General features: G+C 61.2%; 22 protein-coding genes. 14 read left to right on the plus strand and 8 right to left on the minus strand.

Going from position 1 to position 24158, the window contains the following annotated elements; genetic code table 11:
* The first annotated feature begins 164 nt into the window (after window positions 1–164).
* The 9 genes from SM766_RS20235 (at window position 165) to SM766_RS20275 (ending at window position 10336) form a co-directional block, all read left to right on the plus strand.
* Window positions 165–1835, plus strand: coding sequence for a phosphoethanolamine transferase (locus tag SM766_RS20235; protein ID WP_368948900.1), 1671 nt, complete (start codon window positions 165–167; stop codon window positions 1833–1835).
* Complete coding sequence (locus SM766_RS20240; protein WP_368948901.1) at window positions 1832–2239, plus strand: diacylglycerol kinase; 408 nt, start codon at window positions 1832–1834, stop codon at window positions 2237–2239. Before SM766_RS20235 ends, SM766_RS20240 begins: the two co-directional genes overlap by 4 nt.
* A 275-nt stretch (window positions 2240–2514) precedes the next feature.
* Window positions 2515–3618 carry a transporter substrate-binding protein gene (locus SM766_RS20245; protein WP_368948902.1) on the plus strand — a complete coding sequence of 368 codons (1104 nt, stop codon included), beginning with the start codon at window positions 2515–2517 and terminating at the stop codon, window positions 3616–3618.
* Window positions 3615–4187: an ANTAR domain-containing response regulator gene (locus SM766_RS20250; protein ID WP_274840295.1), complete on the plus strand. Its 573-nt coding sequence runs from the start codon at window positions 3615–3617 to the stop codon at window positions 4185–4187. The genes SM766_RS20245 and SM766_RS20250 overlap by 4 nt, the downstream gene beginning before the upstream one ends.
* The gene (locus SM766_RS20255) at window positions 4184–5089 is read left to right on the plus strand and encodes an ABC transporter permease (protein ID WP_370571121.1); all 906 of its coding nucleotides are present in this window, start codon (window positions 4184–4186) and stop codon (window positions 5087–5089) included. Before SM766_RS20250 ends, SM766_RS20255 begins: the two co-directional genes overlap by 4 nt.
* Window positions 5089–6009, plus strand: coding sequence for an ABC transporter permease (locus SM766_RS20260; protein ID WP_368948903.1), 921 nt, complete (start codon window positions 5089–5091; stop codon window positions 6007–6009). The genes SM766_RS20255 and SM766_RS20260 overlap by 1 nt, the downstream gene beginning before the upstream one ends.
* A gap of 30 nt (window positions 6010–6039) precedes the next feature.
* The gene (locus tag SM766_RS20265) at window positions 6040–7665 is read left to right on the plus strand and encodes an ABC transporter substrate-binding protein (RefSeq protein WP_490363374.1); all 1626 of its coding nucleotides are present in this window, start codon (window positions 6040–6042) and stop codon (window positions 7663–7665) included.
* Between the two features lie 2 nt (window positions 7666–7667).
* Window positions 7668–8609 carry an acetamidase/formamidase family protein gene (locus SM766_RS20270; RefSeq protein ID WP_065271755.1) on the plus strand — a complete coding sequence of 314 codons (942 nt, stop codon included), beginning with the start codon at window positions 7668–7670 and terminating at the stop codon, window positions 8607–8609.
* Entirely contained in the window at window positions 8606–10336 is a 1731-nt protein-coding gene (locus tag SM766_RS20275; RefSeq protein WP_368948904.1) for an ABC transporter ATP-binding protein, read from the plus strand. Before SM766_RS20270 ends, SM766_RS20275 begins: the two co-directional genes overlap by 4 nt.
* A gap of 87 nt (window positions 10337–10423) precedes the next feature.
* Here SM766_RS20275 and SM766_RS20280 read toward each other — a convergent pair whose 3' ends face one another.
* The 7 genes from SM766_RS20280 to SM766_RS20310 form a co-directional block, all read right to left on the minus strand.
* The gene (locus SM766_RS20280; RefSeq protein ID WP_368948905.1) at window positions 10424–11569 is read right to left on the minus strand and encodes an iron-containing alcohol dehydrogenase; all 1146 of its coding nucleotides are present in this window, start codon (window positions 11567–11569) and stop codon (window positions 10424–10426) included.
* A 146-nt stretch (window positions 11570–11715) separates the two neighbouring features.
* A complete protein-coding gene (locus SM766_RS20285; protein WP_368948906.1) occupies window positions 11716–13098 on the minus strand; it encodes an aldehyde dehydrogenase family protein in 1383 nt (460 codons plus the stop codon).
* 80 nt (window positions 13099–13178) lie between these two features.
* The gene (locus tag SM766_RS20290) at window positions 13179–14531 is read right to left on the minus strand and encodes a glutamine synthetase family protein (protein ID WP_368948907.1); all 1353 of its coding nucleotides are present in this window, start codon (window positions 14529–14531) and stop codon (window positions 13179–13181) included.
* 134 nt (window positions 14532–14665) lie between these two features.
* Complete coding sequence (locus tag SM766_RS20295) at window positions 14666–15700, minus strand: TRAP transporter substrate-binding protein (RefSeq protein ID WP_065271750.1); 1035 nt, start codon at window positions 15698–15700, stop codon at window positions 14666–14668.
* 49 nt (window positions 15701–15749) lie between these two features.
* On the minus strand, window positions 15750–17252 hold the full coding sequence (locus SM766_RS20300; RefSeq protein ID WP_065271749.1) for a TRAP transporter large permease: 1503 nt from the start codon (window positions 17250–17252) through the stop codon (window positions 15750–15752).
* Window positions 17252–17848 (minus strand): TRAP transporter small permease subunit, encoded by a 597-nt coding sequence (locus SM766_RS20305; protein WP_274830970.1) that lies wholly within the window; start codon window positions 17846–17848, stop codon window positions 17252–17254. Before SM766_RS20305 ends, SM766_RS20300 begins: the two co-directional genes overlap by 1 nt.
* Entirely contained in the window at window positions 17841–18626 is a 786-nt protein-coding gene (locus SM766_RS20310) for an N-formylglutamate amidohydrolase (protein WP_368948908.1), read from the minus strand. Before SM766_RS20310 ends, SM766_RS20305 begins: the two co-directional genes overlap by 8 nt.
* A gap of 150 nt (window positions 18627–18776) precedes the next feature.
* Here SM766_RS20310 and SM766_RS20315 point away from each other — a divergent pair, with 150 nt between their 5' ends.
* Both SM766_RS20315 and SM766_RS20320 read left to right on the plus strand, forming a co-directional pair.
* Entirely contained in the window at window positions 18777–19649 is an 873-nt protein-coding gene (locus SM766_RS20315; RefSeq protein ID WP_368948909.1) for a MurR/RpiR family transcriptional regulator, read from the plus strand.
* 128 nt (window positions 19650–19777) lie between these two features.
* Complete coding sequence (locus SM766_RS20320; protein WP_274833860.1) at window positions 19778–20134, plus strand: hypothetical protein; 357 nt, start codon at window positions 19778–19780, stop codon at window positions 20132–20134.
* Window positions 20135–20158: 24 nt separating this feature from the next.
* On the opposite strand, the gene SM766_RS20325 is transcribed toward SM766_RS20320, so the two are convergent.
* Complete coding sequence (locus SM766_RS20325) at window positions 20159–21133, minus strand: LysR family transcriptional regulator (RefSeq protein WP_368948910.1); 975 nt, start codon at window positions 21131–21133, stop codon at window positions 20159–20161.
* Window positions 21134–21231: 98 nt separating this feature from the next.
* On the opposite strand from SM766_RS20325, the gene SM766_RS20330 reads away from it, so the two are divergent.
* The 3 genes from SM766_RS20330 to SM766_RS20340 all read left to right on the plus strand — a co-directional run bounded on the left by SM766_RS20330 (window position 21232) and on the right by SM766_RS20340 (window position 24112).
* Window positions 21232–22098 (plus strand): ABC transporter permease, encoded by an 867-nt coding sequence (locus SM766_RS20330; RefSeq protein ID WP_065271743.1) that lies wholly within the window; start codon window positions 21232–21234, stop codon window positions 22096–22098.
* A 17-nt stretch (window positions 22099–22115) separates the two neighbouring features.
* Window positions 22116–22901: an ABC transporter permease gene (locus SM766_RS20335; protein ID WP_065273616.1), complete on the plus strand. Its 786-nt coding sequence runs from the start codon at window positions 22116–22118 to the stop codon at window positions 22899–22901.
* A gap of 68 nt (window positions 22902–22969) precedes the next feature.
* The gene (locus SM766_RS20340; protein ID WP_065273615.1) at window positions 22970–24112 is read left to right on the plus strand and encodes an extracellular solute-binding protein; all 1143 of its coding nucleotides are present in this window, start codon (window positions 22970–22972) and stop codon (window positions 24110–24112) included.
* Window positions 24113–24158: the final 46 nt, after the last annotated feature.

Genomic DNA, 24158 nt, shown 5'->3' on the forward strand with positions numbered 1-24158 from the left:
GCGGCATCCGGTGGCGCAGGCACAGGCTCGTCATCAGTTTTTTTGTCCGCCCAACACCAGCCGCAATGGCCGGAGTCTCCCGGGGATCGAGGCAAAGAGCTGCGCCTGACGGCAGTTGCCTGACGACGGCCCAGGCTAGTTACATTTACCCGGAGGTATGCCCCTTGCATGGACGATTTTCCGATGCAGCCAGAAAGCTGATCACCCAGCTGCGGCAGATAAGGCGACCGGAGCTGTCGCCAACGATGCTCAACATACTGGTCGCCACTTATATGCTGGTGGCCTTCAACGCGGCGTTCTGGCGGCATCTCTCGACGCTGTTCGAGGGCGCGCCGTTGAATGTGGTGCTGTTCGGAGCTGCGGTCTGGATGCTGACGTTCTTTACCCTCAGCCCGTTCAGCTGGCCGCGCGTGCAGCGCCCGGTGGCTGCCATTCTCATTCTTCTGGCGGCGGCGGCCTCATGGTATCAGGGGCACCTGGGCATCATGATCGACAAGCTGATGATCCAGAACGTGATGAACACCACCTATGCGGAATCCCGGCAACTGATCACGCTGCCCTATCTGCGTTACATGGGGCTGACTGGCGTGCTGCCCGCCGCCTTGCTGTTCTGGCCGCGCATCACCTATCCGAAGTTCCGGCATATCCTGTGGAAGCTGCCGCTGACTGCTGTCGCAAGCTTCGCGATGACGTTCGGTTTCCTGTTCGTCAACCTCAAGGCAAATGCCTCGGTCATCCGAGAGCATCACGAGTTGATGGGCAGCTACCAGCCCGGCGCCACCATTGGCGCCATCGCCCGCTACGCCAAGATGGAAATCCGGGCCAGCAACACAGAGGTCGCACCGCTGGGACAGGATGCAGCCAAGGGGGAAGACCTGCTGGCGGCAAAAAAACCGGTTCTGCTGGTGATCTTCGCCGGAGAGACCGCCCGTGCGCAGAATTTCGCGCTGAACGGGTATGAGCGGAACACCACGCCGCAGCTGGCGGGGCTTGATCTCCTCAATTTCAGCGAAACCTCGTCCTGTGGAACATCGACGGCGGTGTCGCTGCCCTGCATGTTCTCCGCGCTGGGCCGGAGTGACTACAGCCACCGCGCCTTCATGGGGCAGGAGAATCTTCTGGATGTGCTGGATCATGCCGGGGTGCAGCCTGTGTGGATCGACAACAACACCGGGGATCAGCGGATCGCCCGGCGCACCGGGGCGCGGCAGGTCGATGTTACGCTTGATCCGGCGGCCTGCGCCGATGGGGAATGCAGCGATGCGGCGCTTCTTGGGGCGCTGGCGCAGCAGATCGGGGCGATCAAGGAAGACACCGTGCTGGTGCTGCATATGATCGGCAGCCACGGGCCCGCCTACTACAGGCGCTACCCCGAGGCGTTTGCCCGCTTCACGCCTGATTGCAGAACAGCCGAGTTCGACTATTGCACGCCGGAAGAGATCGTGAACGCCTATGACAATACCATCGCCTATACCGACCACATCCTGGCCAAGGCGATTTCAATGCTGAACGCGCAGGACCATGCTCTACCGGCGTTGATGTATATCTCGGATCACGGTGAATCCCTGGGGGAGGGCGGGCTATACCTCCACGCCGCGCCGATGTTCATGGCGCCGGAGGCGCAGACACGGGTGCCGTTCCTGATGTGGGTGCCGGAAAGCTATCGCGAAGCGATGCATCTGGATGGCGCCTGTCTGAAGGATATGACCGATCAACCTGTCAGTCAGGACAATCTGTTCCATACGGTTCTGGGCCTCCTCGACATCCGTACCGAGGTCCGGCAGCCGGAGCTGGATCTGGCGTCGCGCTGCCGTATCGCGAGGCCCGCAACATGACGGTACGTGATCAATCGCAGGGCGCAGCCCCGCAAGAAATCCCGCCTGCCGTGACCGGCGTTGCGCATGTCATTGCCGCTGCCCGGTATTCCCTTGGCGGATTGCAGCGGTTGATGGCGGAAACCGCCGCCCGGCTGGAGCTTGTCGCGGGGGCTGGGACGGGGTCCCTGCTGCTGGTTCTTGGGGCCTCTGCTCTACAGCTTGCGGCCTTTGCCATTCTCTTTGCACTCCTGCTGGCGGTCGAGGCGCTCAATACCGCGATCGAAGTGCTGACCGACCGGATATCGCCCGAATGGTCGGTGCAGGCAAAACACGCAAAGGACCTTGGCTCTCTGGCGGTTGCGCTGCTGATCATTTCCAATGCCTTGTGTGTCGGGGGGATCCTGCTGTCGCTGTTTGGCTAGCCGCAACTCCGGTGCGGCCAAAGGTATCATGGGGCAGGCGGGACGGCAGTCTGCGACGCCATGGGTGCAATAGAAACAGGCGCCAAAGGGCCGCCTTCGCGGCTGCCCAAAAAATCGGCGCCCGCGTCTGAGCCGTCACAAAACGGCCACGAAGAGTTTGACTTCCCGGTCCTGTTAAGCCTTATTGGACCTACATGGCGACCTGATCGCCGTTGGCAATTGAGCCCCGATCACCCTCTTGCAGGGTGGCGGGGCTTTTTCGTTTGTGGGGTACTATGCTGGAATTCGATCTTGGTCTGGTCTTCTCGACCTCTGGACCCTACGCCGCGCTGGGACAGGCCGGACTGGCGGGGGCCGAGCTGGCCATCGACGATCTGGAGCGCGAGGGCATTGCCCGAATTGCGCCCGTGACCTGTGATCCGGCGGGCCGTCCCGAGGCCTATGAGGCGATGACCCGAGATATCCTTGCTGGTGGTGTGTCACACGTGGTGGGCGCCATCACCTCCTGGAGCCGCAAGGACATGATCCCGGTGCTGGAGCGTTATGGCGCGATGCTGTGGTACCCGTGCCCCTATGAGGGCTTCGAAAGCAACGATCACGTCGTCTACATGGGGGGCGCGCCGAACCATCATATGATCCCGCTGCTGGACCGGGTGCTGAGCCAAGGCACGCGCCGTGCCTACCTGCTTGGCTCCAACTATGTCTGGGGCTGGGAAACGCTGCGTCTGGCCCGCGAACGGCTGAGCGCCGCCGGGGTTGAGATCGTCGGCGAGCGTTTCGTACCGCTTGGCGATGTGGACTCCGATCTGGCCCTCTCCGAGATCATCGCCGAGCAGCCGGATGTTGTCGTCAATTCGCTGATCGGTCCGTCGAATGAGGCGTTCCTGCGCGGATTGTCCACCGGGCAGCGGCCGACAATCCTGTCCTGCAACCAATCCGAAGCGGATCTTGATGTGCTGGGCCAATATGGCGACGGGATCATCTCGGCCGGGACCTATTTCGAACCGCTTGGCCCCGAGGATTTCGTACGCCGTGCCCGGGAAATATCGCCGAACGGGCGCTGTTCCTGCGTCTTTGCCACCTCCTATGCCAGCGTTCGCATTCTGGCCGAAACCGTCGCGAAAACCGGGACCACCGCGCCAAGGGCGGTGTTCCATGCGGCCTGCGATGCGCGCCATGAAACGGTTCTGGGGCCGGTGCAGATCGACCCCATCACCCGACACGCATCGCTGACACCGCATATCGCGCAGGCCGAGAACGCACAGTTTCATCTGCTGTCTTCTGCCGAGGGCCCCGTCGCTGCGGACCCCTATCTGACCTGCGTTCCCCCTGTATCCGCCCCGCCGCTCCAGACGCCCAGTTTGAGGATCGTAAAATGACCTATAGCTTCGCCGGAAAATACGCTCTTGTCCTGCATCCCAGCGCTGAAATGCGGGATCAACTGGTCCGACGTCTGGGCACGCTTGGCATCAAGGCCGAAGGGCGCTGGCCCGCGCTGGAAGAGGCAGATGTCCGCGCTGACCTGCTGGTTCTGGACCTTGACCGGGCCGAGGACGGGCAATTCCCCTGGTCGCCGCAATCTGCGCCTATGCCGATCCTTGGGCTGATCGGGTCGGAAACGCCGGGACGCCTGGAATGGGCCGTGCGGCAGGGTCTGGATGCTTATCTGCCGGTCAATGCCACCGCCAATATCTACTCGGCGCTGGTGCTGGGCTTTGCTCGGTTCAAGGAGCGCATGGAAACCCGCCGCCGTGAGGCTGAAAGCAACCGGCGCGCCTCGATGCGGCTGGAGTTGTTGCAGGCGGTTCTTGTCATCATGCGCTCTGAGGGCGTCGATGAGGCGACGGCCCTGAAGAAACTGCGTGCCTTTGCCATGGTCGAGCGCGTCGCCTTGGAAGATGCTGCCGTCCGGTTTCTGGCGCGCCCGGCCATGCGGGGGCAGGCATGACGATGACAGCAGCCACAGACGGTCAGATGACAGCAGGCCGCGGCGCGCGCAGCCGACGTGTGATTTATGAGCTGATGACCCGGCCGCGCTCGGCCTTTGGGATGGTGATCATCATCCTGATGGTGGGCGCCGCGCTGCTGGCGCCGTGGATCATGCCGCATGACCCGTTTGAGCAGAGCTTTGACGGGTTAAGTCTGGCCGGGGCGCCTCTGCCGCCGGGCGCGGATTTCCCGCTGGGCACGGATCTTTTGGGGCGGGATCTGGCTTCGCGGCTTATTCTGGGGACGCGCACGTCACTGATTATCGGTATCCTTGCCAATGGGATCGCGATCCTGCTGGGCGCTGGAGTCGGTATTACCGCAGGCTATTTCGGCGGCTGGATCGGCGCGGTGCTGATGCGTTTTACCGATCTGATGATGGCCTTTCCGGCGCTGCTGCTGGCGATTGTTCTGGCGGCAATCTTTCAGCCCTCGCTGCTGATCGTGGCGCTGGTCATCGCGATGGTGAACTGGGTACAGATGGCACGGGTGATCTATACCGAGACCCGGTCGCTGGCCGAGCGTGATTTCATCACCGTGCAGCGGGCGCTGGGCGCTGGCCACCTGCGCATCCTGTTCAAACACCTGCTGCCGCATCTTTTGTCGTCCATTGTTGTCTTTGGCACCCTGGGAATCTCGACAACGGTCTTGCTTGAGGCGACGCTGTCCTTCCTTGGCGTGGGAGTGCAGCCCCCGATGCCAAGTTGGGGCAATATCATCTTCGAAAACCAGACCTATTTCACCACCGCCCCCTGGCTGGTCTTCTTCCCCGGCATTGCGATCCTGTTGCTGGCGCTGGCCTTTAATCTGGTGGGCGATGCCCTGCGCGACATTCTTGATCCGACCCTGAAAGGACGCCACTGATGCAGGCCTATCTTGCCCGCCGCCTGATGGAGAGCGCGCTGATCCTTCTGGGGATCACGCTGGTGACCTTTATCCTGCTTTATCTTGTGCCGGCCGATCCGGCGCGGCAAATCGCCGGGCGGTCGGCCACCGCCGAAACGGTGCAGAACATCCGCGATCAGCTGGGGCTGAACGATCCCTTTGTCGTGCAGTACTGGAACTACCTGACGGCGCTGTTTCAGGGCGACATGGGGCGCAGCTATCTGCAACGCGCCGAAGTCTCGGAGCTGATCGCCGCGCGGCTGCCTGCCTCGTTGTTGCTGATGGTTGCGGCCATCGTCACCGAGCTGGTGTTCGGCCTGACCATCGGTATCGTCGCGGCGCTGCGCCGCAACAAGCCCGCAGACCACGGGCTGATGATCTTCAGCTTTGTTAGCATCTCCGCACCGCAATTCGTCATCGGCATTCTGCTGCTCTATGTCTTTGCGGTGAAGCTGGGCTGGTTCCCGATTGGCGGCTACGGCACCTTTGGTCACGTGGTGCTGCCTGCGGTGACGCTCGGGTTTCTCGGTGCGGGCTGGTACAGCCGCATGATGCGCTCCAGCATGATCGATGTGCTGGGCCAGGATTTTGTCCGCACCGCGCGGGCCAAGGGGCTGGGCAAGGCCCGTATCATCCTGCGGCACGTCATTCCCAATTCCATTCTTCCCATCATCGCGATGATTGGCATCGACATCGGGCTATTCATGTCCGGCATCGTGGTTGTGGAAAGCGTCTTTGGCTGGCCCGGGATCGGCCAGCTGGCCTGGCAGGCGATCCAGCGCGTGGACATTCCGGTCATCATGGGTGTGACCATGGTTTCGGCCACCGCAATCGTTCTGGGCAATCTTCTGGCGGACCTCGTGGCGCCGGCAATCGATCCCCGTATCAAGACCAAATAGAAACGGTAAAACCAACAGAGGACTGAAATCATGAAGAAATTTCTTTTAACCGGTGTCGCCGGACTGGCTTTGTGCGGCCATATGGCAGCCGCAGAGGTGAATGCAGATGCCCCGATGGGTGGCACCATGACCGTCACCTACAAGGACGATGTCGCCACGCTGGACCCCGCCATCGGCTATGACTGGCAGAACTGGTCGATGATCAAATCGCTGTTCGACGGGCTGATGGGCTATGAGCCAGGCACAACGACGCTCCGCAACGAACTGGCGTCCGACTATGCCATTTCCGAGGACGGTCTGACCCATACCTTTATCCTGAAGGACGGGATCAAGTTCCACAACGGCCGCGAGATTGTCGCCGAGGATGTGAAATACTCGCTAGAGCGCGTCACCAACCCCGAAACCCGTTCTCCTGGCGCAGGCTTCTTTGGCATGATCGCGGGTTTTGACAGCTGGAACGCGGGCGAAGGCGAGGGGCTTTCGGGCGTCAAGGTGATCGACGACAAGACCATCGAGATCACCCTGTCCCGTCCCGACGCGACCTTTGGCCATGTGATGGCGCTGAACTTTGCCTCCATCGTGCCCAAGGAAGCGGTCGAGGCGGCAGGCGAAGATTTTGGCCGTCAGCCGGTCGGCTCGGGCGCCTTCAAACTGGCGGAATGGGCGCCGGGCCAGCGCGTGGTGTTCGAACGGTTCGCCGATTACCACCGCGCCAACCTGCCCAAGCTGGATCAGGTGACCTTTGAAATCGGACTGGAGCCCACCGTTGCCCTGCTGCGTCTGCAACAGGGGCAGGCGGATGTGCCCGGCGACGGCATCCCGCCGGCGCAGTTCCTGCAGGTGATGAACGATCCGGCACAGAAGGATAACGTTATCGAAGGTGGCCAGCTGCACACCGGTTACATCACACTGAACACCCAGATGGCGCCGTTCGACAATGTCGCCGTGCGCAAGGCCGTCAACATGGCGATCAACAAGGACCGTATCGTCAAGCTGATCAACGGCCGTGCGGTTCCGGCAAACCAGCCGCTGCCGCCGTCGATGCCGGGCTACGCCGAGGATTACGAAGGCTATGCCTTTGATCCCGCCGCCGCCAAGGAATTGCTGACCGAGGCTGGTTTTGCCGATGGGTTCACCACCGAGCTTTACGTGATGAACGTCGATCCCAACCCGCGGATTGCACAGGCGATCCAGCAGGACCTGAAGGAAATCGGTGTCACCGCCGAGATCCGCAGCCTGGCACAGGCCAATGTGATCGCCGCAGGCGGTGAGGCGGATCAGGCGCCGATGATCTGGTCCGGCGGCATGGCTTGGATCGCCGACTTCCCGGATCCGTCGAACTTCTACGGTCCGATCCTGGGTTGTGCCGGCGCGGTTCAGGGCGGCTGGAACTGGTCCTGGTATTGCAACGAGGAACTGGACGCCCGCGCTGCCGAGGCGGACGCCATGACCGGCGCGGAAAACGCCGACGCCCGGATCGAGGCGTGGAAATCCATCTATCTGGATGTGATGGCGGATGCCCCCTGGGTGCCGGTCTTCAACGAGCAACGCTTCACCCTGACCTCGGACAGGATCGCGGGCGACGACAGCCTGTTCGTTGATCCGGTCCATATTCCGGTCAACTATGACTACATCTACTCGAAGGATGCTGAATAAAAATGTGTAAGCACTGTGATTACACGATCCACGGTGCACACCATCACGGGTGGGACAATTCGCTCCCGCCCGTGGAAACGGTGGCTCCCGGATCGCGCCTGCATTTCCAATGTCTCGACAGTTCGGGCGGGCAGTTCAACAAGGACAGCACCAGCGCCGATGTGCCCAATCTGGATTTTGGCAAGATCAACCCGGTCACCGGGCCGATCTATGTCGATGGGGCCAAACCCGGCGATGTGCTGAAGGTCAAGATCGAAGCCTTCCACCCCTCGGGGTTCGGCTGGACGGCGAATATTCCGGGCTTTGGCCTGCTCGCCGATCAGTTCACCGATCCCTATCTCAAGGTCTGGGATTACGATCCGGAAACCCTGGCGCCGTCGCTGTTCTCAGATCTGGCCAAGGTGCCGCTGAAACCCTTTGCCGGGACCATCGGTCTGGCCCCGGCCGAGGCAGGTCTGCATTCTGTGGTGCCGCCGCGCCGCATGGGCGGGAATCTCGATATCCGTGATCTGGCGGCGGGCACCACGCTGTATCTGCCGGTGGAATGCGAAGGGGCGCTGTTCTCCATCGGTGATACCCACGCCGCGCAGGGCGATGGCGAGGTTTGCGGCACGGCGATTGAATCGCCGATGGATGTGGAGGTCACGCTGGACGTGGTGAAGGGCGAAACCCTGAACTTCCCGCGCTTTTCCACGCCGGGGCCGGTGACGCGCCATCTGGATGCCAAAGGGTATGAAGTCACCACAGGCATCGGCAATGACATGATGCAGGCCGCGAAGGATGCTGTCAGCGCCATGGTCGACCTTCTGGGCCGCACCAAGGGGTTGTCGGCCGAAGATGCCTACCTATTGTGTTCCGTCTGCGGCGATCTGCGGATTTCCGAAATCGTCGACATGCCGAACTGGGTGGTCAGCTTCTACTTCCCGAACGTGGTGTTCGAATGAGCGAGACCGTGCTGACAGTGCGCGACCTGAGTGTTCAGGTCGCCACCCCTTCGGGGGCGAAGACGGTTCTGGATGGGCTGTCTTTTGATCTGAAGCGGGGCGAAACGCTCTGTCTGGCGGGCGAAAGCGGTTCCGGCAAATCCATGACCGCTCTGGCGATCATGGGGCTGTTGCCAGAGCCGATGTGCCGCATCGCGGGCGGTTCGGTGAAACTCGGCGATCTGGAGCTGACGACCCTTGGCCCGCGCGGCTACCGCGATATCCGCAGCGTGCGGGTGGCGATGATCTTTCAGGAGCCGATGACCTCGCTCAACCCGCTGATGACGGTGCAGGACCAGTTGGCCGAGGTGCTGCTGGAACATGGTGCCTGCAGTCGCGGCGAAGCCCCTGCGCGGGCGCTGAAATTTCTGCAGGATGTGCAACTGACGGAACCGGAACGGCGGCTGAAGCAATACCCCCACGAATTGTCCGGCGGCATGCGGCAGCGGGTAATGATCGCCATGGCGCTGGCCTGCGATCCCGAGGTTCTGATCGCCGATGAGCCGACTACCGCGCTGGACGTGACGGTGCAGGCAGAGATCCTCGACCTGATCCGCGCCTTGCAAAAGGATCATGGAACCGCTGTGCTAATGATTACCCATGATATGGGCGTGGTGGCGGAAATGGCGGATCGGGTGGTGATCCTGCGCCACGGACAAGAGGTGGAAAGCGCCCCTGTGCGCGATCTCTTTGCCGCCCCGCAAAGCGACTATGCCCGGGAATTGCTGGCCGCGGTTCCCCGTCTTGGCACCGCGCCGCCTCGCCCTGAGGTGGAAAAGGGCGCCCCGGTGTTGGAGGTCAGCGATCTGTCGGTGCGGTTCGATATGCGCGGCGGTATCCTCAACCGGGTGCAGGCGCGGGTCCACGCGGTGGAACAGGTGTCCTTTACCGTGCGTGCCGGAGAAACCCTGGCGCTGGTCGGGGAATCCGGCTGTGGCAAATCAACAATTGGCAAGGCCCTGTTGGGGCTGGTGCCATGGCAGGGCTCGATCTCGGTTCTGGGGCAGCAGACCTATGGCATGGGCCCGGGCGCGCTGAAACCGGTGCGCCGGGACATTCAGATGGTGTTTCAGGACCCCGGTGCCTCGCTGGATGCGCGGATGACCGTTGGCGAGCAAGTGGCTGAACCTCTGGTCATTCACGGTCTGTCCAGTGGATCGGAGATGAGTGACCGCACGGCAGAGCTGTTTCGCCGCGTCGGCCTGTCGCCGGACATGATGCAGCGCTATCCGCATGAGTTTTCCGGCGGGCAACGGCAGAGGATCAACATCGCGCGGGCCTTGTCACTGTCGCCAAAGATTTTGGTGGCGGATGAAAGCGTTTCGGCGCTGGATGTTTCGGTTCAGGCGCAGATCTTGGAGTTGTTGCAAAGCCTGCAGGACGAAGACGGGCTGGCCTTCCTCTTCATCAGCCATGACATGGCGGTGATCGAACAGGTTGCGGACCGGGTCATGGTCATGCGTCTGGGGCAGGTGGTCGAGGAAGGCGCGCGTGATGCGGTGCTGCATTCGCCCCGCCATCCCTATACCCGCCGTTTGCTGTCCGCAGTGCCAGTCCCGGATCCCACGCGGCCTCTGCCAGAACGGCAGGCTGGTGATGCCAGTGGAACGCCCGTGCTACCAGTCGGCCAGTCGCCCGAAAAACTGATCCTGCGTGATCTAGGCGCCGGACACAGGGCCGCCGTCTGACGAGACTAGCACGGGTCCCGAAACGGAACGGCGCCCCCCTGCAAGACAGGGAGGCGCCTTGGCCGAACGTGCGAATGGACGGCGTCCTTACAGGGCGGCTTTGAACAGCTCTGTAAGGTTTGCTTCGGTCAGCTCGATCGGGTTGCCGCCGCAAGACGGGTCGATGATCGCGCCCTTGACCAGTTCGGGGATCGAGGCTTCGGTGACACCCAGATCCGACAGCTTGCGCGGGATGCCGAGGCTGTCGTTCAGTTCCTGCACATAGGCGCGGAAGCCGTCAAAGCCGCCTTCAATACCCAGATAGGACGCCGCCTGGTTGAACCGGTCGGCAATCACCGGGGCGTTGAAGTCCAGAACCGCAGGCATGCAGACCGCGTTGGTGGTGCCGTGGTGGGTGTTGAAATGCGCGCCGATCGGGTGGCTCATGGCGTGGATGGCGCCAAGGCCCTTCTGGAACGCGGTGGCGCCCATGGCTGCGGCGGACATCATCTGCGCGCGCGCTTCGATATCGGTGCCGTCGGCATAGGCGCGGGGCAGGTAATCCTTAACCAGACGCATGCCTTCCAGCGCGATGCCCTGGGACATCGGGTGGTAATGCGGCGAGGAGAAGGCCTCGACGCAATGGGCAAAGGCATCAAGCCCGGTGCCTGCGGTGATAAATTTCGGCATACCGACGGTCAGTTCGGGATCGCAGATCACCACGGTCGGCAGCACCTTCGGGTGGAAGATGATCTTCTTCTGGTGGGTGATGCTGTCGGTGATCACCGAGGCGCGCCCCACTTCGGAACCGGTGCCGGCAGTTGTGGGCACCGCGATGATCGGCGCGATGGCGTCGGCGTCGGCACGGGTCCACCAGTCGCCGATATCCTCGAAGTCCCAAACCGGGCGGCTTTGGCCGCACATGAAGGCGACCATCTTGCCAAGGTCGAGACCGGAGCCGCCGCCAAAGGCGATCACGCCGTCATGGCCACCTGCATTATAGGCGGCAACACCCGCTTCGAGGTTCTTTTCATTGGGGTTGGGATCAACCTCGGAGAACATGCCACGGCCAAGGCCCGCAGCCTCCATGATGTCCAGTGTGGACTGGGTCACGGGCAGATCCGCCAGTCCCTTGTCGGTGACCAGCAGCGGTTTCTTGATGCCAGCCTGCGCACAGGCCTCGGCGAGTTCCTTGATCCGGCCAGCGCCGAATTTGATTGCGGTCGGATAGGACCAGTTTCCAACGAGAGACATGGATATTGCCTTTCATAAGGGCCATTAGGCCGGGGGACATTCAGAGTGACACAAGGACCGGGCCCGACCGGGGTGGGCGCGATCGCGCCCGCCGTGGGGGCGGGCGGGCGCGGTCCGGGCCGCAGAGCGCCCCGGACGGGATTGGTTCAGCCCGTCACCTTTTTCAGGTGATAGGATTTCGGACGGGTCAGGTTGTGATAGCCGATCACCGACAGGCCGCCGCCACGCCCGGTGTTCTTGCAGCCGGTCCAGCACAGGCCCGGATCGAGATAGTCGGCGCGGTTCATGAAGACGGTGCCGGTCTCGATCTGATCGCCGATGCGCTGGGCGCGGTCCACATCCGAGGTCCAGAGCGATGCCGTGAGGCCGAATTCGCTGTCGTTCATCAGCTTGATGGCTTCCTCGTCCGAGGAGACCTTCATGATGCCCACGACAGGGCCAAAGCTTTCGTCGCGCATCACCCGCATGTCGTGGGTGACATTGGTCAGGATCTGCGGTGTCAGATAGGCGCCGCCGTCATCCTCGGCAAAGGTTTCGATCTGGGCCACGGCGCCCATCTCCAGCGCCTCGGCGATCTGCTCGCGCACTTCCTTGGCGAACCGTACATTGGCCATCGGGCCGATGGAGGTTTCGGGATCCATCGGGTTGCCCAGTTTGTAGCCTTTGACGATCTCGAGCGCCTTGGCGAGGAAGGCGTCATAGACGCTTTCGTGCACGTAGATCCGCTCGATCCCGCAGCAGCACTGACCCGAGTTGAACATGGCGCCATCGATCAGCGTGTCGACTGCTGCGTCGATATCCGCGTCTTCCATGACATAGCCCGGATCCTTGCCGCCGAGTTCGGTGCCAACGCCGGTAAAGGTGCCAGCCGCGGCGCGCTCCATCGCCTGACCGCCGCCGACCGAGCCGGTGAAGTTCACGAAATCAAAGGCCTTTGCCGCGATCAGTGCAGAGGTTGTGTCGTGATCCAGGAACACGTTCTGGAACACATCCGCAGGCACGCCCGCCGCGTGGAAGGCTTCTGCCATGCGTTCACCCACCAGCAGGGTTTGCGTCGCGTGTTTCAGCACCACGGTATTGCCGGCGATCAGGGCCGGAGCCACGGTGTTGATCGCGGTCATATAGGGGTAGTTCCAGGGCGCCACGACAAAGACGACGCCTTGCGGAATGCGTTTGATATAGCGTTTGCAGGTCTCGTCTTCGCCCACTTCGATATCGGCCAGCGCTTCCTTGGCGATCTCCGCCATATGCGAGGCGCGCTCGTTGAAGCCGCCGAATTCGCCGCCAAAGCGTACGGGGCGACCCATCATATGGGCGAGTTCCGGAACGATCTCGTCGTTCATTTCGCCGACCTTGGCGACACCGGCCATAACCAGGTCGATCCGCTCCTGCAGGGGGCGGGCGGCCCAGGCGGCCTGCGCGGCGCGGGCACGCTCGGCGGCGGCAAAGGCGTCCTCGCGCGAGAGGGTTTCACGCTCTGCAAAAACCGATCCGTCGATCGGCGAGATACATTTCAGTGTCTGGCTCATGCCATCCTCTTGTGTTTGCTGTCAGGGGGCTTTCCCCTGCCGTGTCAGTATTTCGGGGTCCGGAGCAAGGCGCCGTGGCGTCAGGCCCGTTCAAATCCGCGTGCGATTTCGTAGTCGGTCACCACGCGTTCAAAGTCTTCGATCTCCACCTCGGCGGCGCGCACGTAGTGGTCGACCACATCGTCGCCGAATGCCTTGCGCAGCAGGGTTGAGCCATTCAGCGCCTCGCGGGAATCGCGCAGGGAGCCGGGCAGCATGCCGGTCTCGCCCTGATAGACGTCACCCTTGGCTGCGGGGGCCAGTTCCAGCTGTTCCTCGATGCCCGCGATGCCTGCAGCCAGCTGCGCGGCCATGGCCAGATAGGGGTTGATGTCCGAGCCGCCGACGCGGCATTCGACGCGCACTGCCTTGGTGCCATCGCCGCAAAGGCGGAAGCCTGCGGTGCGGTTATCAACCGACCAGATGATCCGGGTCGGGGCAAAGGTGCCCTTCATGAAGCGTTTGTAGCTGTTGATGTAGGGGGCCAGGAAATACATGTAATCGGGGGCGTATTTCAGCATCCCGGCCATGTAGTGTTTCATCAGCTGGCTCATTCCCAGTTCATCGTTTTCGTCATAGAAGGCGGGTTTGCCGTCCTTCCACAGGGACTGGTGCACGTGGGAGGAGGAACCGACCTTGTCTTGGTGCCATTTCGGCAGGAAGGTCGCGGCATGGCCCTGCTGCCAGGCGATTTCCTTGACCGCGTGTTTGGCGATGGTGTGGTGATCGGCGGTGTTGAGCGCGGCATCATATTTGATGTTCAGCTCTTCCTGACCGGCCTCGGCCTCACCCTTGGTGTTTTCCACCGGAATGCCCGCATCCCACAGGTGATTGCGCAGCGGACGCATCACGTGCTCTTCTTTGGTGGTCTGCAGGATGTGGTAGTCTTCGTTATAGGCCGAGATCGGCGTCAGATCGCGGAAGCCGGATTTGGCGATCTCGCCAAAGCTTTTCTCGAACAGGAAGAACTCCAATTCGGTGGCCATCATCGCGTCATAGCCCATATCGGCCAGCCGCTGGATCTGCTTTTTCAGGATCGTGCGGGGGGAATGGGGGATTTCTTTGTGGGTGTGGTGGTCCAGCACATCGCAAAGCACCATCACCGTGCCTTCCAGCCAGGGCATCGGGCGCAGGGTGGAAAGGTCCGGCTTCATCACATAGTCGCCATAGCCGCCTTCCCAGCTGGTGGAGGCATAGCCGTCGGGCGTCGCCATCTCCAGATCGGTGGCCAAGAGGTAGTTGCAGCAATGGGTTTCTTCCCAGGCGCTGGCGACGAAATGTTTGGCGTGGAACCGTTTGCCCATCAGGCGTCCCTGCATGTCCACAAGGCACACCAGAACGGTGTCAACAGTGCCGTCGGCAACCTGAGATTTAAGCGTGTCGAAGGAGAGCATGAGGGGCCCTTTGTGTGTTGCGGCCCGCAGGGGCGGACTCGTTTCCGTCCGGCCCCTGCGGGCGAATTCCTGTTCAGGGTATCCGGCCCGCATTTAGGTGGCGGGCCGGATGAAAGGTCAAAGACCGGGGCCTATCAGCCGTAGCGGTAGGGGCGGCCGGCCTTGGTCATGTCCGAATTGTACTTCTTGATGATCTCGACAACCTTCGCCTTGGTTGGGCTTTCGGCCGCGATCTCATCCCAGAATTTATAGGCCGCTTCTTCAACGGTGGCCCATTCGGCATCGGGGATCGAGGTCAGTTCCATCTTCGGACCGTTGACGCGCAGATCTGCTTCGCCGCCCCAGTACCACCACTGGCGGTAGTAGTGCGACTGATCACAGCAGACGCGGAACAGGGTCTGCAGGTCTTCCGGCAGCTCGTTCCAGCGGCCCTGGTTGGCAAAGAAGGAGCCAGCCCATGCGCCCGAGATGTTGTTGGTCAGGAAGTAGTTGGTCACATCGGCCCAGCCAACAGTGTAGTCTTCGGTGATGCCCGACCATGCGATACCGTCAAGTTCGCCGGTCTGCATGGCGACTTCGATGTCTTCCCAGGGCAGGGTGACCGGCACCACGCCGAACTGGCTGAGGAAGCGACCGGCGGTCGGGAAGGTAAAGACGCGCTTGCCTTTGAGGTCCTCAAGGCTGCGGATCGGGTCTTTGGTGGCAAAGTGGCAGGGATCCCAGGCACCGGCCGAGATGTGTTTCACGCCAACCTTGGAATACTCTTCGTCCCAGATTTCGTTCAGGCCATATTTGTTGAATAGCACCGGCACGTCGAGCGAGTAACGCGACGCGAAGGGGAAGTAGCCGCCAAAGACGGTGACTTCGGTGGGCGATGCCATGGAGTCATCATCCGACTGCACCGCGTCGATGGTGCCGCGCTGCATGGCGCGGAACAGTTCGCCGGTGGGCACCAACTGATCGGCGAAATACAGCTCGATCTGCATGCGGTCGCCTGCGATCTGGTTGAACATGTCGATGGCGGGTTTCACCACGTGTTCGGCCAGAGCCGCACCGGCATAGGTCTGCATGCGCCATTTGATTGTGGATTGCGCCAGTGCCGGTGTGGCGAGCGGCGCCGCCATTGCGCCTGCACCGGCGGTGGTCAAAAACTTACGTCTTGTCGTCATCTCGTTTTCTCCTTGTTGAAATAGGGCCCCCGAACAGGGCTCTTTTTGGTTATTTTCCGTAGACCAGATCGGGCAGCCACAGGGCGATCTGCGGGAACAGCATCACCAGAGATAGCGCAACGATCATCACAGCGACAAAGGGGATGATAGAGACATAGATGTCCTTCAGCCCGATTTCCGGCGGCGCCATGGCGCGCATCAGGAACAGGTTGTAGCCAAAAGGCGGTGTCATATAGGCGATCTGCGTCGTGATGGTGTAAAGCACCCCGTACCAGATCAGATCAAAGCCGAGCGCCCCGACCAGCGGCACATAAAGCGGCGCCACGATCACCAGCATCGCGGTGTCATCCAGGAAAGTGCCCATGATGACAAAGCTGAGCTGCATCAGGATCAGGATCATCCAGGGGGAAAGACCCAGCTGCGTGGTGAAGAGATCCTCGATCGCCTTCACGGCGCCAAGCCCGTCGAAGATCGCACCGAACCCCAGTGCAGCAAGGATGATCCACATAAACATGCAGGAAATGCCCAGCGTCGAGCGCACGGAGGTTTCAAACACCTCCTTGTTCATGCGCCCCTTTAGCACCGCAGCGATAAAGGCGGTCATGGCACCGATGGCCGAGCTTTCGACCAGCGAGGTCCAGCCGTTGACGAAGGGGATCATCATCGCGGCAAAGATCGCCAGCGGCAGCACGCCCGAGAACAAGAGGCGGTATTTCTCTTTCAGGAACAGGTCGGTGTAGAACAGCGGGATCTTTCGGGTGACAAAGGACAGTGCCGCGGCCGCCAGCGCCAGACCGATGGCCGATTTCGGCGCTACGAAGTCCAGCTTCACCACCAGTGGGATCAGCACCAGCGCGGCCAGAACGATATGGTTCAGGCGCAGCGGGTGGTCACTGACGCGGTCGTATTCGGCCAGATCCTCGGGTGTCATCGCCGGGCCAAGGTCCGGCTGCATCCGGGCGCGGAAATATATGTAGGCGATGAACATGGTGGCCATCAGAAGGCCCGGCACCACGCCTGCCAGCCACAGCTGACCCACCGGCTGTCGTGCGATCATCGCATAAAGCACCAGCACGACCGAAGGCGGCACCAGAATGCCCAGACTGGACCCAGCCTGAATGGTGCCCGTCACCAGAATCTTGTCATAGCCGCGCCGCAAGAGTTCCGGCAGAGCAATGGTGGCGCCGATGGCCATGCCGGCGACCGACAGGCCATTCATGGCAGAGACCAGAACCATCAACCCGATGGTGCCGATGGCCAGGCCGCCTTTTACCGGTCCCATCCAGACGTGGAACATGCGGTACAGATCGTCGGCGATCTTCGATTCCGACAGCACGTAGCCCATGAAGATGAACATCGGCAGCGTCAGCAGCGGATACCACTTCATCAGCTTCATCGCGGCGGAAAACGGGATCTCGACACCGCCGGTGCCCCAGAGGAGCAGACCGGCAACCGCGCCGACAAAACCGATGGCGCCAAAGACGCGCTGGCCGGTCATCAGCATCAGCATCATGCCGGCAAACATCACGAGGGCGATCATTTCATAGGGCATCAGAGGTCCACTCCGCGCAGGCGTCCGATATCCCGGAACAATTCGGCAAGGCATTGCAGCAGCATCAGAAAGACACCGAAGCAGAGGGTGAATTTGACGGGCCACAGGAAGGGTCGCCAGGCGGTGGAACTGCGTTCGAGATAGCCGAGTTTTTCACCCGCCGCGGTCGGCCCTTCACTCACCAGCGTCCAGATGAGGTCACCAAAGAAGGAAAAAGGCTCCATCCCGAAATAACCAAGGCTATAGGCGGTGGAACTGACCGCGCCGTAAAGCAGAATCCCGAGGTAGACCATCAGGAACAGAACGGTGAAGGCATCGACCCAGGCTTTGGTTCTGGTGCTCCAGCCGCCATAGAACAGGTCCATCCTCACGTTCGATCCCATCTGGATCGAATAGGGCCCGCCAAGGATGTAATAGGCGACCATCACGAATTGTGCGGTCTCCAGTGTCCAGAGCGACGGGTTGAAGAAGGTCTTGGAGACCGAGGACCACAGCAGGACCCCGATCAGGGCAAAGATCAGATACATCGCGAACCGGCCAATGAACCGGTTCAGCGCATCGATCATGCGGACATATCGCAGAATGAAACTAGGCATCGGCCTGCCTCCCGGCCTTGAGCGCGGCAAGCGCGGGACGCAGCAGCACCAGCAGGTCTTCGGCTATGGCGGCCTCATCCTGCGGGGTGCGCAGCAGATCGTTACGCACTTCGATCATCACATTGGCGAGCCCGTTTTCCAGACCGTGCAGGCGCAGGGAATGGGTGACGCCATCCTCTGGGCCGTAGGGATCGTTGCGGGCGATCCTACGCTGCGGCAGGCGAGGGGCCTCGGCCAGCATGGCATCGGCCAGACGGGTGTCGCTGTCGTGCAGAATGCCGATTTCAACGGTGCGGTGCGCGCCGAAATAGACCGGTGTGAAACTGTGCATGGTGACCAGAACCGTCGGCAGGTCTTTGGCCTTGCGCGCTGCCAGCACGTCGCTGACCGCCTGACAGAACGGGGTATAGACCGTGTCAACACGCTCGGCGCGTTGTTCGGGCGTCAGGTCACAGTTGCCCGGCACCGCGATCACTTCGGATTTTTCCGGCATGGCCGAGGCGGCTTCGGGCGGACGGTTGCAGTCGTAGACAAGCCGCGACACCCGGCTGGCCACCAGCGGCGCATCAAGAGCGTCGGACAGGGCGAGCGACACCGCCCGGGCGCCCGGGTCCCAGGCAGCATGGCTGGTGCGGTCGGCTTCAGCGAGGCCAAGCCCTTTGTAGCGCGCAGGAATGTGGTGGCTGGCGTGCTCGCACAGGATCACCACCTCCCCCGCGCCGTCGGCGTTGAAGACTTCGGTAGCCTCGCTCAGAGCGTTGGAATCGCCCGGTGACATTCAGTACTCCCCGATTTTGGAAAAATGTTTTCACGTGGGGCATTTTCTGTCAATATCGTTTCAGGCAGTTTTTTCTGCGGTCGTTTTTCGCACGATGTAGGATGCGGCGAATGCCCGTTTTTTGATCGACCGAAATAGAGGTGTGCCCCCTTGTCCAAACCCGCCGCCAGTGTGCGAGAGCTGATCCGCGAACACTATTCGACGCTGACCCAGTCCGAGCGCAAGTTCGCCAATGCTCTGCTCGAAAACTATCCTGCGGCGGGGCTGGCCTCGATCACCATCGTCGCGTCGAATGCCGAGGTTTCGACCCCGACGGTGGCGCGGATGGTCCAAAAACTCGGCTTCAAGGGCTACCCGCAGTTCCATCAGGCGCTGCTGAAAGAGCTGGAGGCGCAGGTGTCCGGCCCGACGCAACGACGCGCGAACTGGGCGTCCGAGGCGCCCGAGGGACATCTGCTGAACAGATTTGCACAGGCTGTGACGGACAACCTTGGTCAGACCTTTTCAAACCTCGACTACGAACAATTCGACCGCGCGGTGCACCAGCTGGCCGATACCGAAGGGCGGCTCTATGTGGTGGGCGGGCGGATCACCCGGGCGCTGGCCGATTACGCCTTCACCCACTTTCAGGCGATCCGTCAGCACGTGACGCATATGACCTCGTCTTCGGCGACCTGGCCCCATTACGTGCTGGACATGGTCGAGGGCGACACCTTGCTGATGTTCGACGTGCGGCGTTATGAAACCAACCTGCAACGGCTTGCGGAACTGGCAGCCGAACGTGGGGTGAAAATCATCCTGATCACGGACCAATGGGCCAGCCCGATCACTTCGGTTGCCCATTATACCTTCAATTGCTGGGTTGAAATCCCGTCGGCATGGGATTCGAACATCTCCACCATGCTGCTGCTCGAGGCGATGATCGCTGCCACCCAGGAAGAAGGCTGGGATGAAACCCGCGAGCGCTATGAACGGCTGGATGAACTGTTCGATATGACGCGGCTGTTCCGCAAGTTTTCCTGACGGCGACAATTGCTGTCAGCCATCCGGTGGATGGGATGGACATGCGCATGAGGATACCGCAGTGTATTGATATTCAGCGCCTTTCGGGTGCGCCGAGATCAAAAAGTGTTTTAGCGAGGTCCGAACGTATGAACAGGTTTGTCAGAGTTGTTGCCATCGCCAGCATTGCGGTTCTGGCTGCCGTCCCCTCCATCGGCAAACCGCTGAGCCGTATTCTTGCGGAATCGGGCCTGTCGCCTTTGGATATGGAGATGATGATCCAGGCTGAGGCTGTCCTCTACAGCGTCAGCCAGCCAAAGACCGGCACGGTCGAGGCGTGGAGCAATCCCGAAACCGAGGCTCATGGTACGGTGACGATCATCAACAGAAATGCCAACTGCATCATGTTGCAGCACGAAGCGCACATGAAGGGTAGGGAGAAGGCTTTGCAGCCAAAGCGCAAGTTCTGCAAGGACGACAAGGGCGCGTGGCGCTTGTCCCTGTAAGCGGGTTTCAAGGTCAGTACTGATTCAGCGATAGGTGCGCTGCTCGATCGGGGTGGCTGCAATCGCTTCCAGCAAGCCGTCGATCAGCAATTCCTCGGCCCGGTTTTTTGCGGCGTGGCGGTTCCAGACCACATGCACGTCGATGGCGGGAAGATCATCATATGGCGGGACCTGCCAGAGCTGCCCATCCCGGACATCCCGCGCCGCCACGTGGACGGGCAGGGGGCCGATACCAACACCGGCCACGATCATGCGGTGAACTTCCTCAAGGTGACTGGACAGGCCTGTGACCTTGTCGCCCAGTTCGGCCTGCGCCCGCATTACTGTCACCGGTTTCAGCACATCGTGCAGCCGGTCGGTTTCAAAGCTGACCGAACTGTGCCCGGCCAGATCCGACAATTTCAGATCCTTGCGCCCGAACAGCGGATGGCGCGGGCCGCAGAACAGACCAAAGAATTCCCGGTACAGACGCCGGTACTCCAGTTTTGGGTTGTGATCCCGCACCAGGCACAGTGCAAATGAGGCCCGTTTTGCAGCCACCTCGGCGATGGCGGCGGCGCTGGTGCGCACGTCGATCGACAGGGTGGCTTTGGGATGTGCGAGGTGGAAATCGGCCAGTACCTCGTCAAACAGCGGGCAGACAACGTGGCTGGCCATGACGATCTTGACGTGGCCCTGCACCTCATCCGTCAGCTCCCGCATCAGTGTGGACAACCGCAGGATGGAGCCGTTGATGTCCAATGCCTCGCGATAGAGCAGCCGCCCGGCATCGGTCAGCTGGTAATGCCCCGGCGAGCGGTCGATCAGCTTGCGCCCGATGCGGTCCTCCAGCTTCTTCAGCGCGGCAGAAACCGAAGGCTGTTTCAGCCGCAGTTGTTGTGCCGCCTCGGTGATCGAGTGGCTTTCGGCCAGTACCACGAAGGTACGCAGCAGGTTCCAGTCCAACTCGCGGGCAATACGCTCGGGGGCAAAGCGCCCGTCGTTTTCCATAGATTCCATCTATATTCACAATTTTAATTATCTATTTGATCTATGGTGATCAGGTTTTGCATGCTTCCGTCAAGCCCGAATTAAGCGGGCGTTAACAGGGAAAGACCATGTCCGTCGAAAAACGAGAGGCGCGTCAGCCTTGGATTCTGCTGTTCCCCGCCCTGTCTGCGGTGACGTTGTTACTGTTCGTCCCGCTGCTGTTTATTCTGGTCTACAGTTTCTGGCTGCGCACCGCCACCGGCGCCGATGTGGCGGGTTTCTACCTTGATAACTGGCAAGAGGCGCTGAGCGATCCTTTCTACCGGGATATTCTGATCAGTACCCTGCGCATCGCGGCGATCACCACCGTGGCCTGCGCCCTGATGGGTTACCCTTCGGCCTATTTTATTGCCCGTTCGCAGGGCAATAAGGCGGTGCTCTTGCTGCTTTTGATGCTGCCCTTTTGGATCAGCTACATCATCCGCACGATGAGCTGGATCAACATTCTGGGTGTATCCGGCGCCTTCAACTCGGCGCTGCTGGCGCTGGGCATCATCGATGAGCCGATTCAGATGCTCTATAACGAGGTGACGGTCATTCTGGGTCTGGTGCACTTCCTGCTGCCCTTCATGATTCTCAATATCTTCGTCAGCCTCGACGGCATCGATACCAATCTTGAAAACGCCGCCAATTCTCTGGGCGCGACCCGCTGGCAGGCGTTCCTGCAAGTCACCCTGCCGCTATCACTGCCGGGTTTGGCCGCCGGTGGTCTGCTTTGCTTCGTGCTGGGCGCGGGCACATATATCACCCCGCTGGTTCTGGGCGGGCCGCGCGATGCCATGTTCGCCAACCTCGTGTTCGAAGCCATCATTACCCAGCTGAACTGGCCTCTTGGCTCGGCCCTGTCGCTGATGCTTCTGGCGGTGCTTGGGGCGCTGGTGATGATCTATAACCGCTACCTGGGCATGGCCCAGCTGATGAAGGGGCTGGGCTGATGGAAGGTCGTTTCAACATGGGCTGGAGCCTGATCCGGGGCTGGGCTGTCCTCGTCTATATCTTCATGTTCCTGCCAGTGGCCGTGGTTGTGCTGCTCAGCTTTAACGCCAGCCAGTTTGGCAATTTCCCGATGACCGGATTTTCCTTCCGTTGGTTCGTGGAACTGGCAGGGAACGATGCGATCCTGCGCGCCTTTCGTACCTCAATCATCCTCGGTCTGCTGACCGCACTGATTTCGACAACGCTCGGCGTTCTGGCCAGTCTTGCGCTGGTGCGCTACCGGGTGCCGGGGGCCAATGCGATTTCGACCCTTCTGATCGCGCCGATCCTGGTGCCCGAGGTGGTGCTGGCGGTGGCGCTGCTGCTGTTCCTGAACTTCCTTGGCATCAACAAGAGCTTTGGCCTCCTGCTGGCAGGTCACGTGATCTTCACGCTGCCCTTTGTGATCCTCGTGGTGCAGGCGCGGCTAGTGTCGATCAAGCGCGACGTCGAAGAGGCCGCGATGAGCCTTGGCGCCTCGCCGGTGCAGACCTTCTTTCAGGTCACGCTGCCCCTGATGCTGCCCGCTGTTCTGGCCGGGGGGCTCTTCGCCTTTACCATCAGTTTCGACGACATCACCGGCACACTGTTCTGGAAGCCCGGCGGCGTGGAAACCGTGCCGACGCAGATCTTCGCCATGCTGAGAAACTCGATCAGCCCGGAGATCAACGCGCTGGGCACCGTGATGATCGTGATGACCGTTGGCCTGCCGCTCCTCGGTGCAGCCATCGCCCGGGCCATGGCCCGCAAAAGCGGCACGTAAGAACCGCGCCCTCCCCAAATAAGACCAACAAAATACAGACCAACATGGAGACTGAAATGACCAAGAAAATGGACAATACCACCCGGTATGAGCGCGCCCGCGAGCGTTATATGAACGGTGATCTGGATCGCCGCAGCTTTCTGGGGCTGATCGGCGCGGCGGGTCTGGCCTATGGCGTGTCCACGCCCTTTGCCAAATACGCGCATGCGGCGACCACCGAGCAGGTCCGGTTCGACGGCTGGGGCGGCGTTGTCAGCGAAGCCTTCCGCAAGCACGCCTTTGATCCCTACACCGGCAAGACCGGCATCAAGGTTGTTGACGGCACATTCGGCGGTGGCGACGAATATCTGTCGCGCGTCAAGGCCAGCCAGCCGGGCGAATATAACATCGCGCACCTGTCGGGCGTCTTCGACTACGCACGCTATCACGCGCTGGGCCTCAGCTCGGAACTCAATGAGGCCAACATCCCCAACCTCGAATACGTGATCCCGAAACTGGTCGATGTGTTCCGCGGCGTGTCGGGCGGTAAACTGTCCTGCGTTCCCTATGACTACGGCACCACCGGTCTGGCCTATAACCGCAAGCATATCTCGGACGACGAGATGAAGGAAAAAGGCGCCAAGATTCTGATCGAGGAAGCCTACAAGGGCAAGATCGCAGGCTGGAGCGATTGGCGCACCCGCATGTGGTACGCGGCGCTGCAGACCGGCCAGAACCCGAACGAGATTTCGGATGAAGAGGCAGCATGGGATGCGGTCCGCACCCACCGCGACCTCAGCCTGAAATACTGGGGTTCGGGCGCCGAACTGATGAGCCTTCTGGCCGAAGAAGAGATCTACGTCACCGAAGCCTGGTCCGGACGCATCTTTGCGCTGCAGGAGCAGGGCCATGACATCGGTTACATGGATCCGCCCAACGGATTCGGCTGGCAGGAATGCCTCTTCGTGATGAAAGGCTCGCCGATGGAAGCCTGCGAAGAACTGCTGAACTTCATGCTGGCGCCGGAAACCTCGATCGCGGTGGCCGAAGGCCAGAACTACCCGACCGCGCTGGATCCAACCAAGGTCGATCTTGGTGACAAGATCCCGACCCTGCCGGCCTTTGACCCCACCGGTACGCTGGATGGTCTGACCTTTGCCGATCCAGACTTCTGGAACGGTCACGAAGCCGACTGGTCGAAAACCTTCGGTCGCGTCCAGAAGGGCTACTGATCCCTCCCGCCCTCTCCCCGAACGGGGAGGGGGCACCTTTGAACCT

The organism is Pseudophaeobacter sp. A-200-2 (genome assembly GCF_041008815.1).
GTDB classification, from domain to species: Bacteria; Pseudomonadota; Alphaproteobacteria; order Rhodobacterales; family Rhodobacteraceae; genus Phycobacter; species Phycobacter gallaeciensis_A.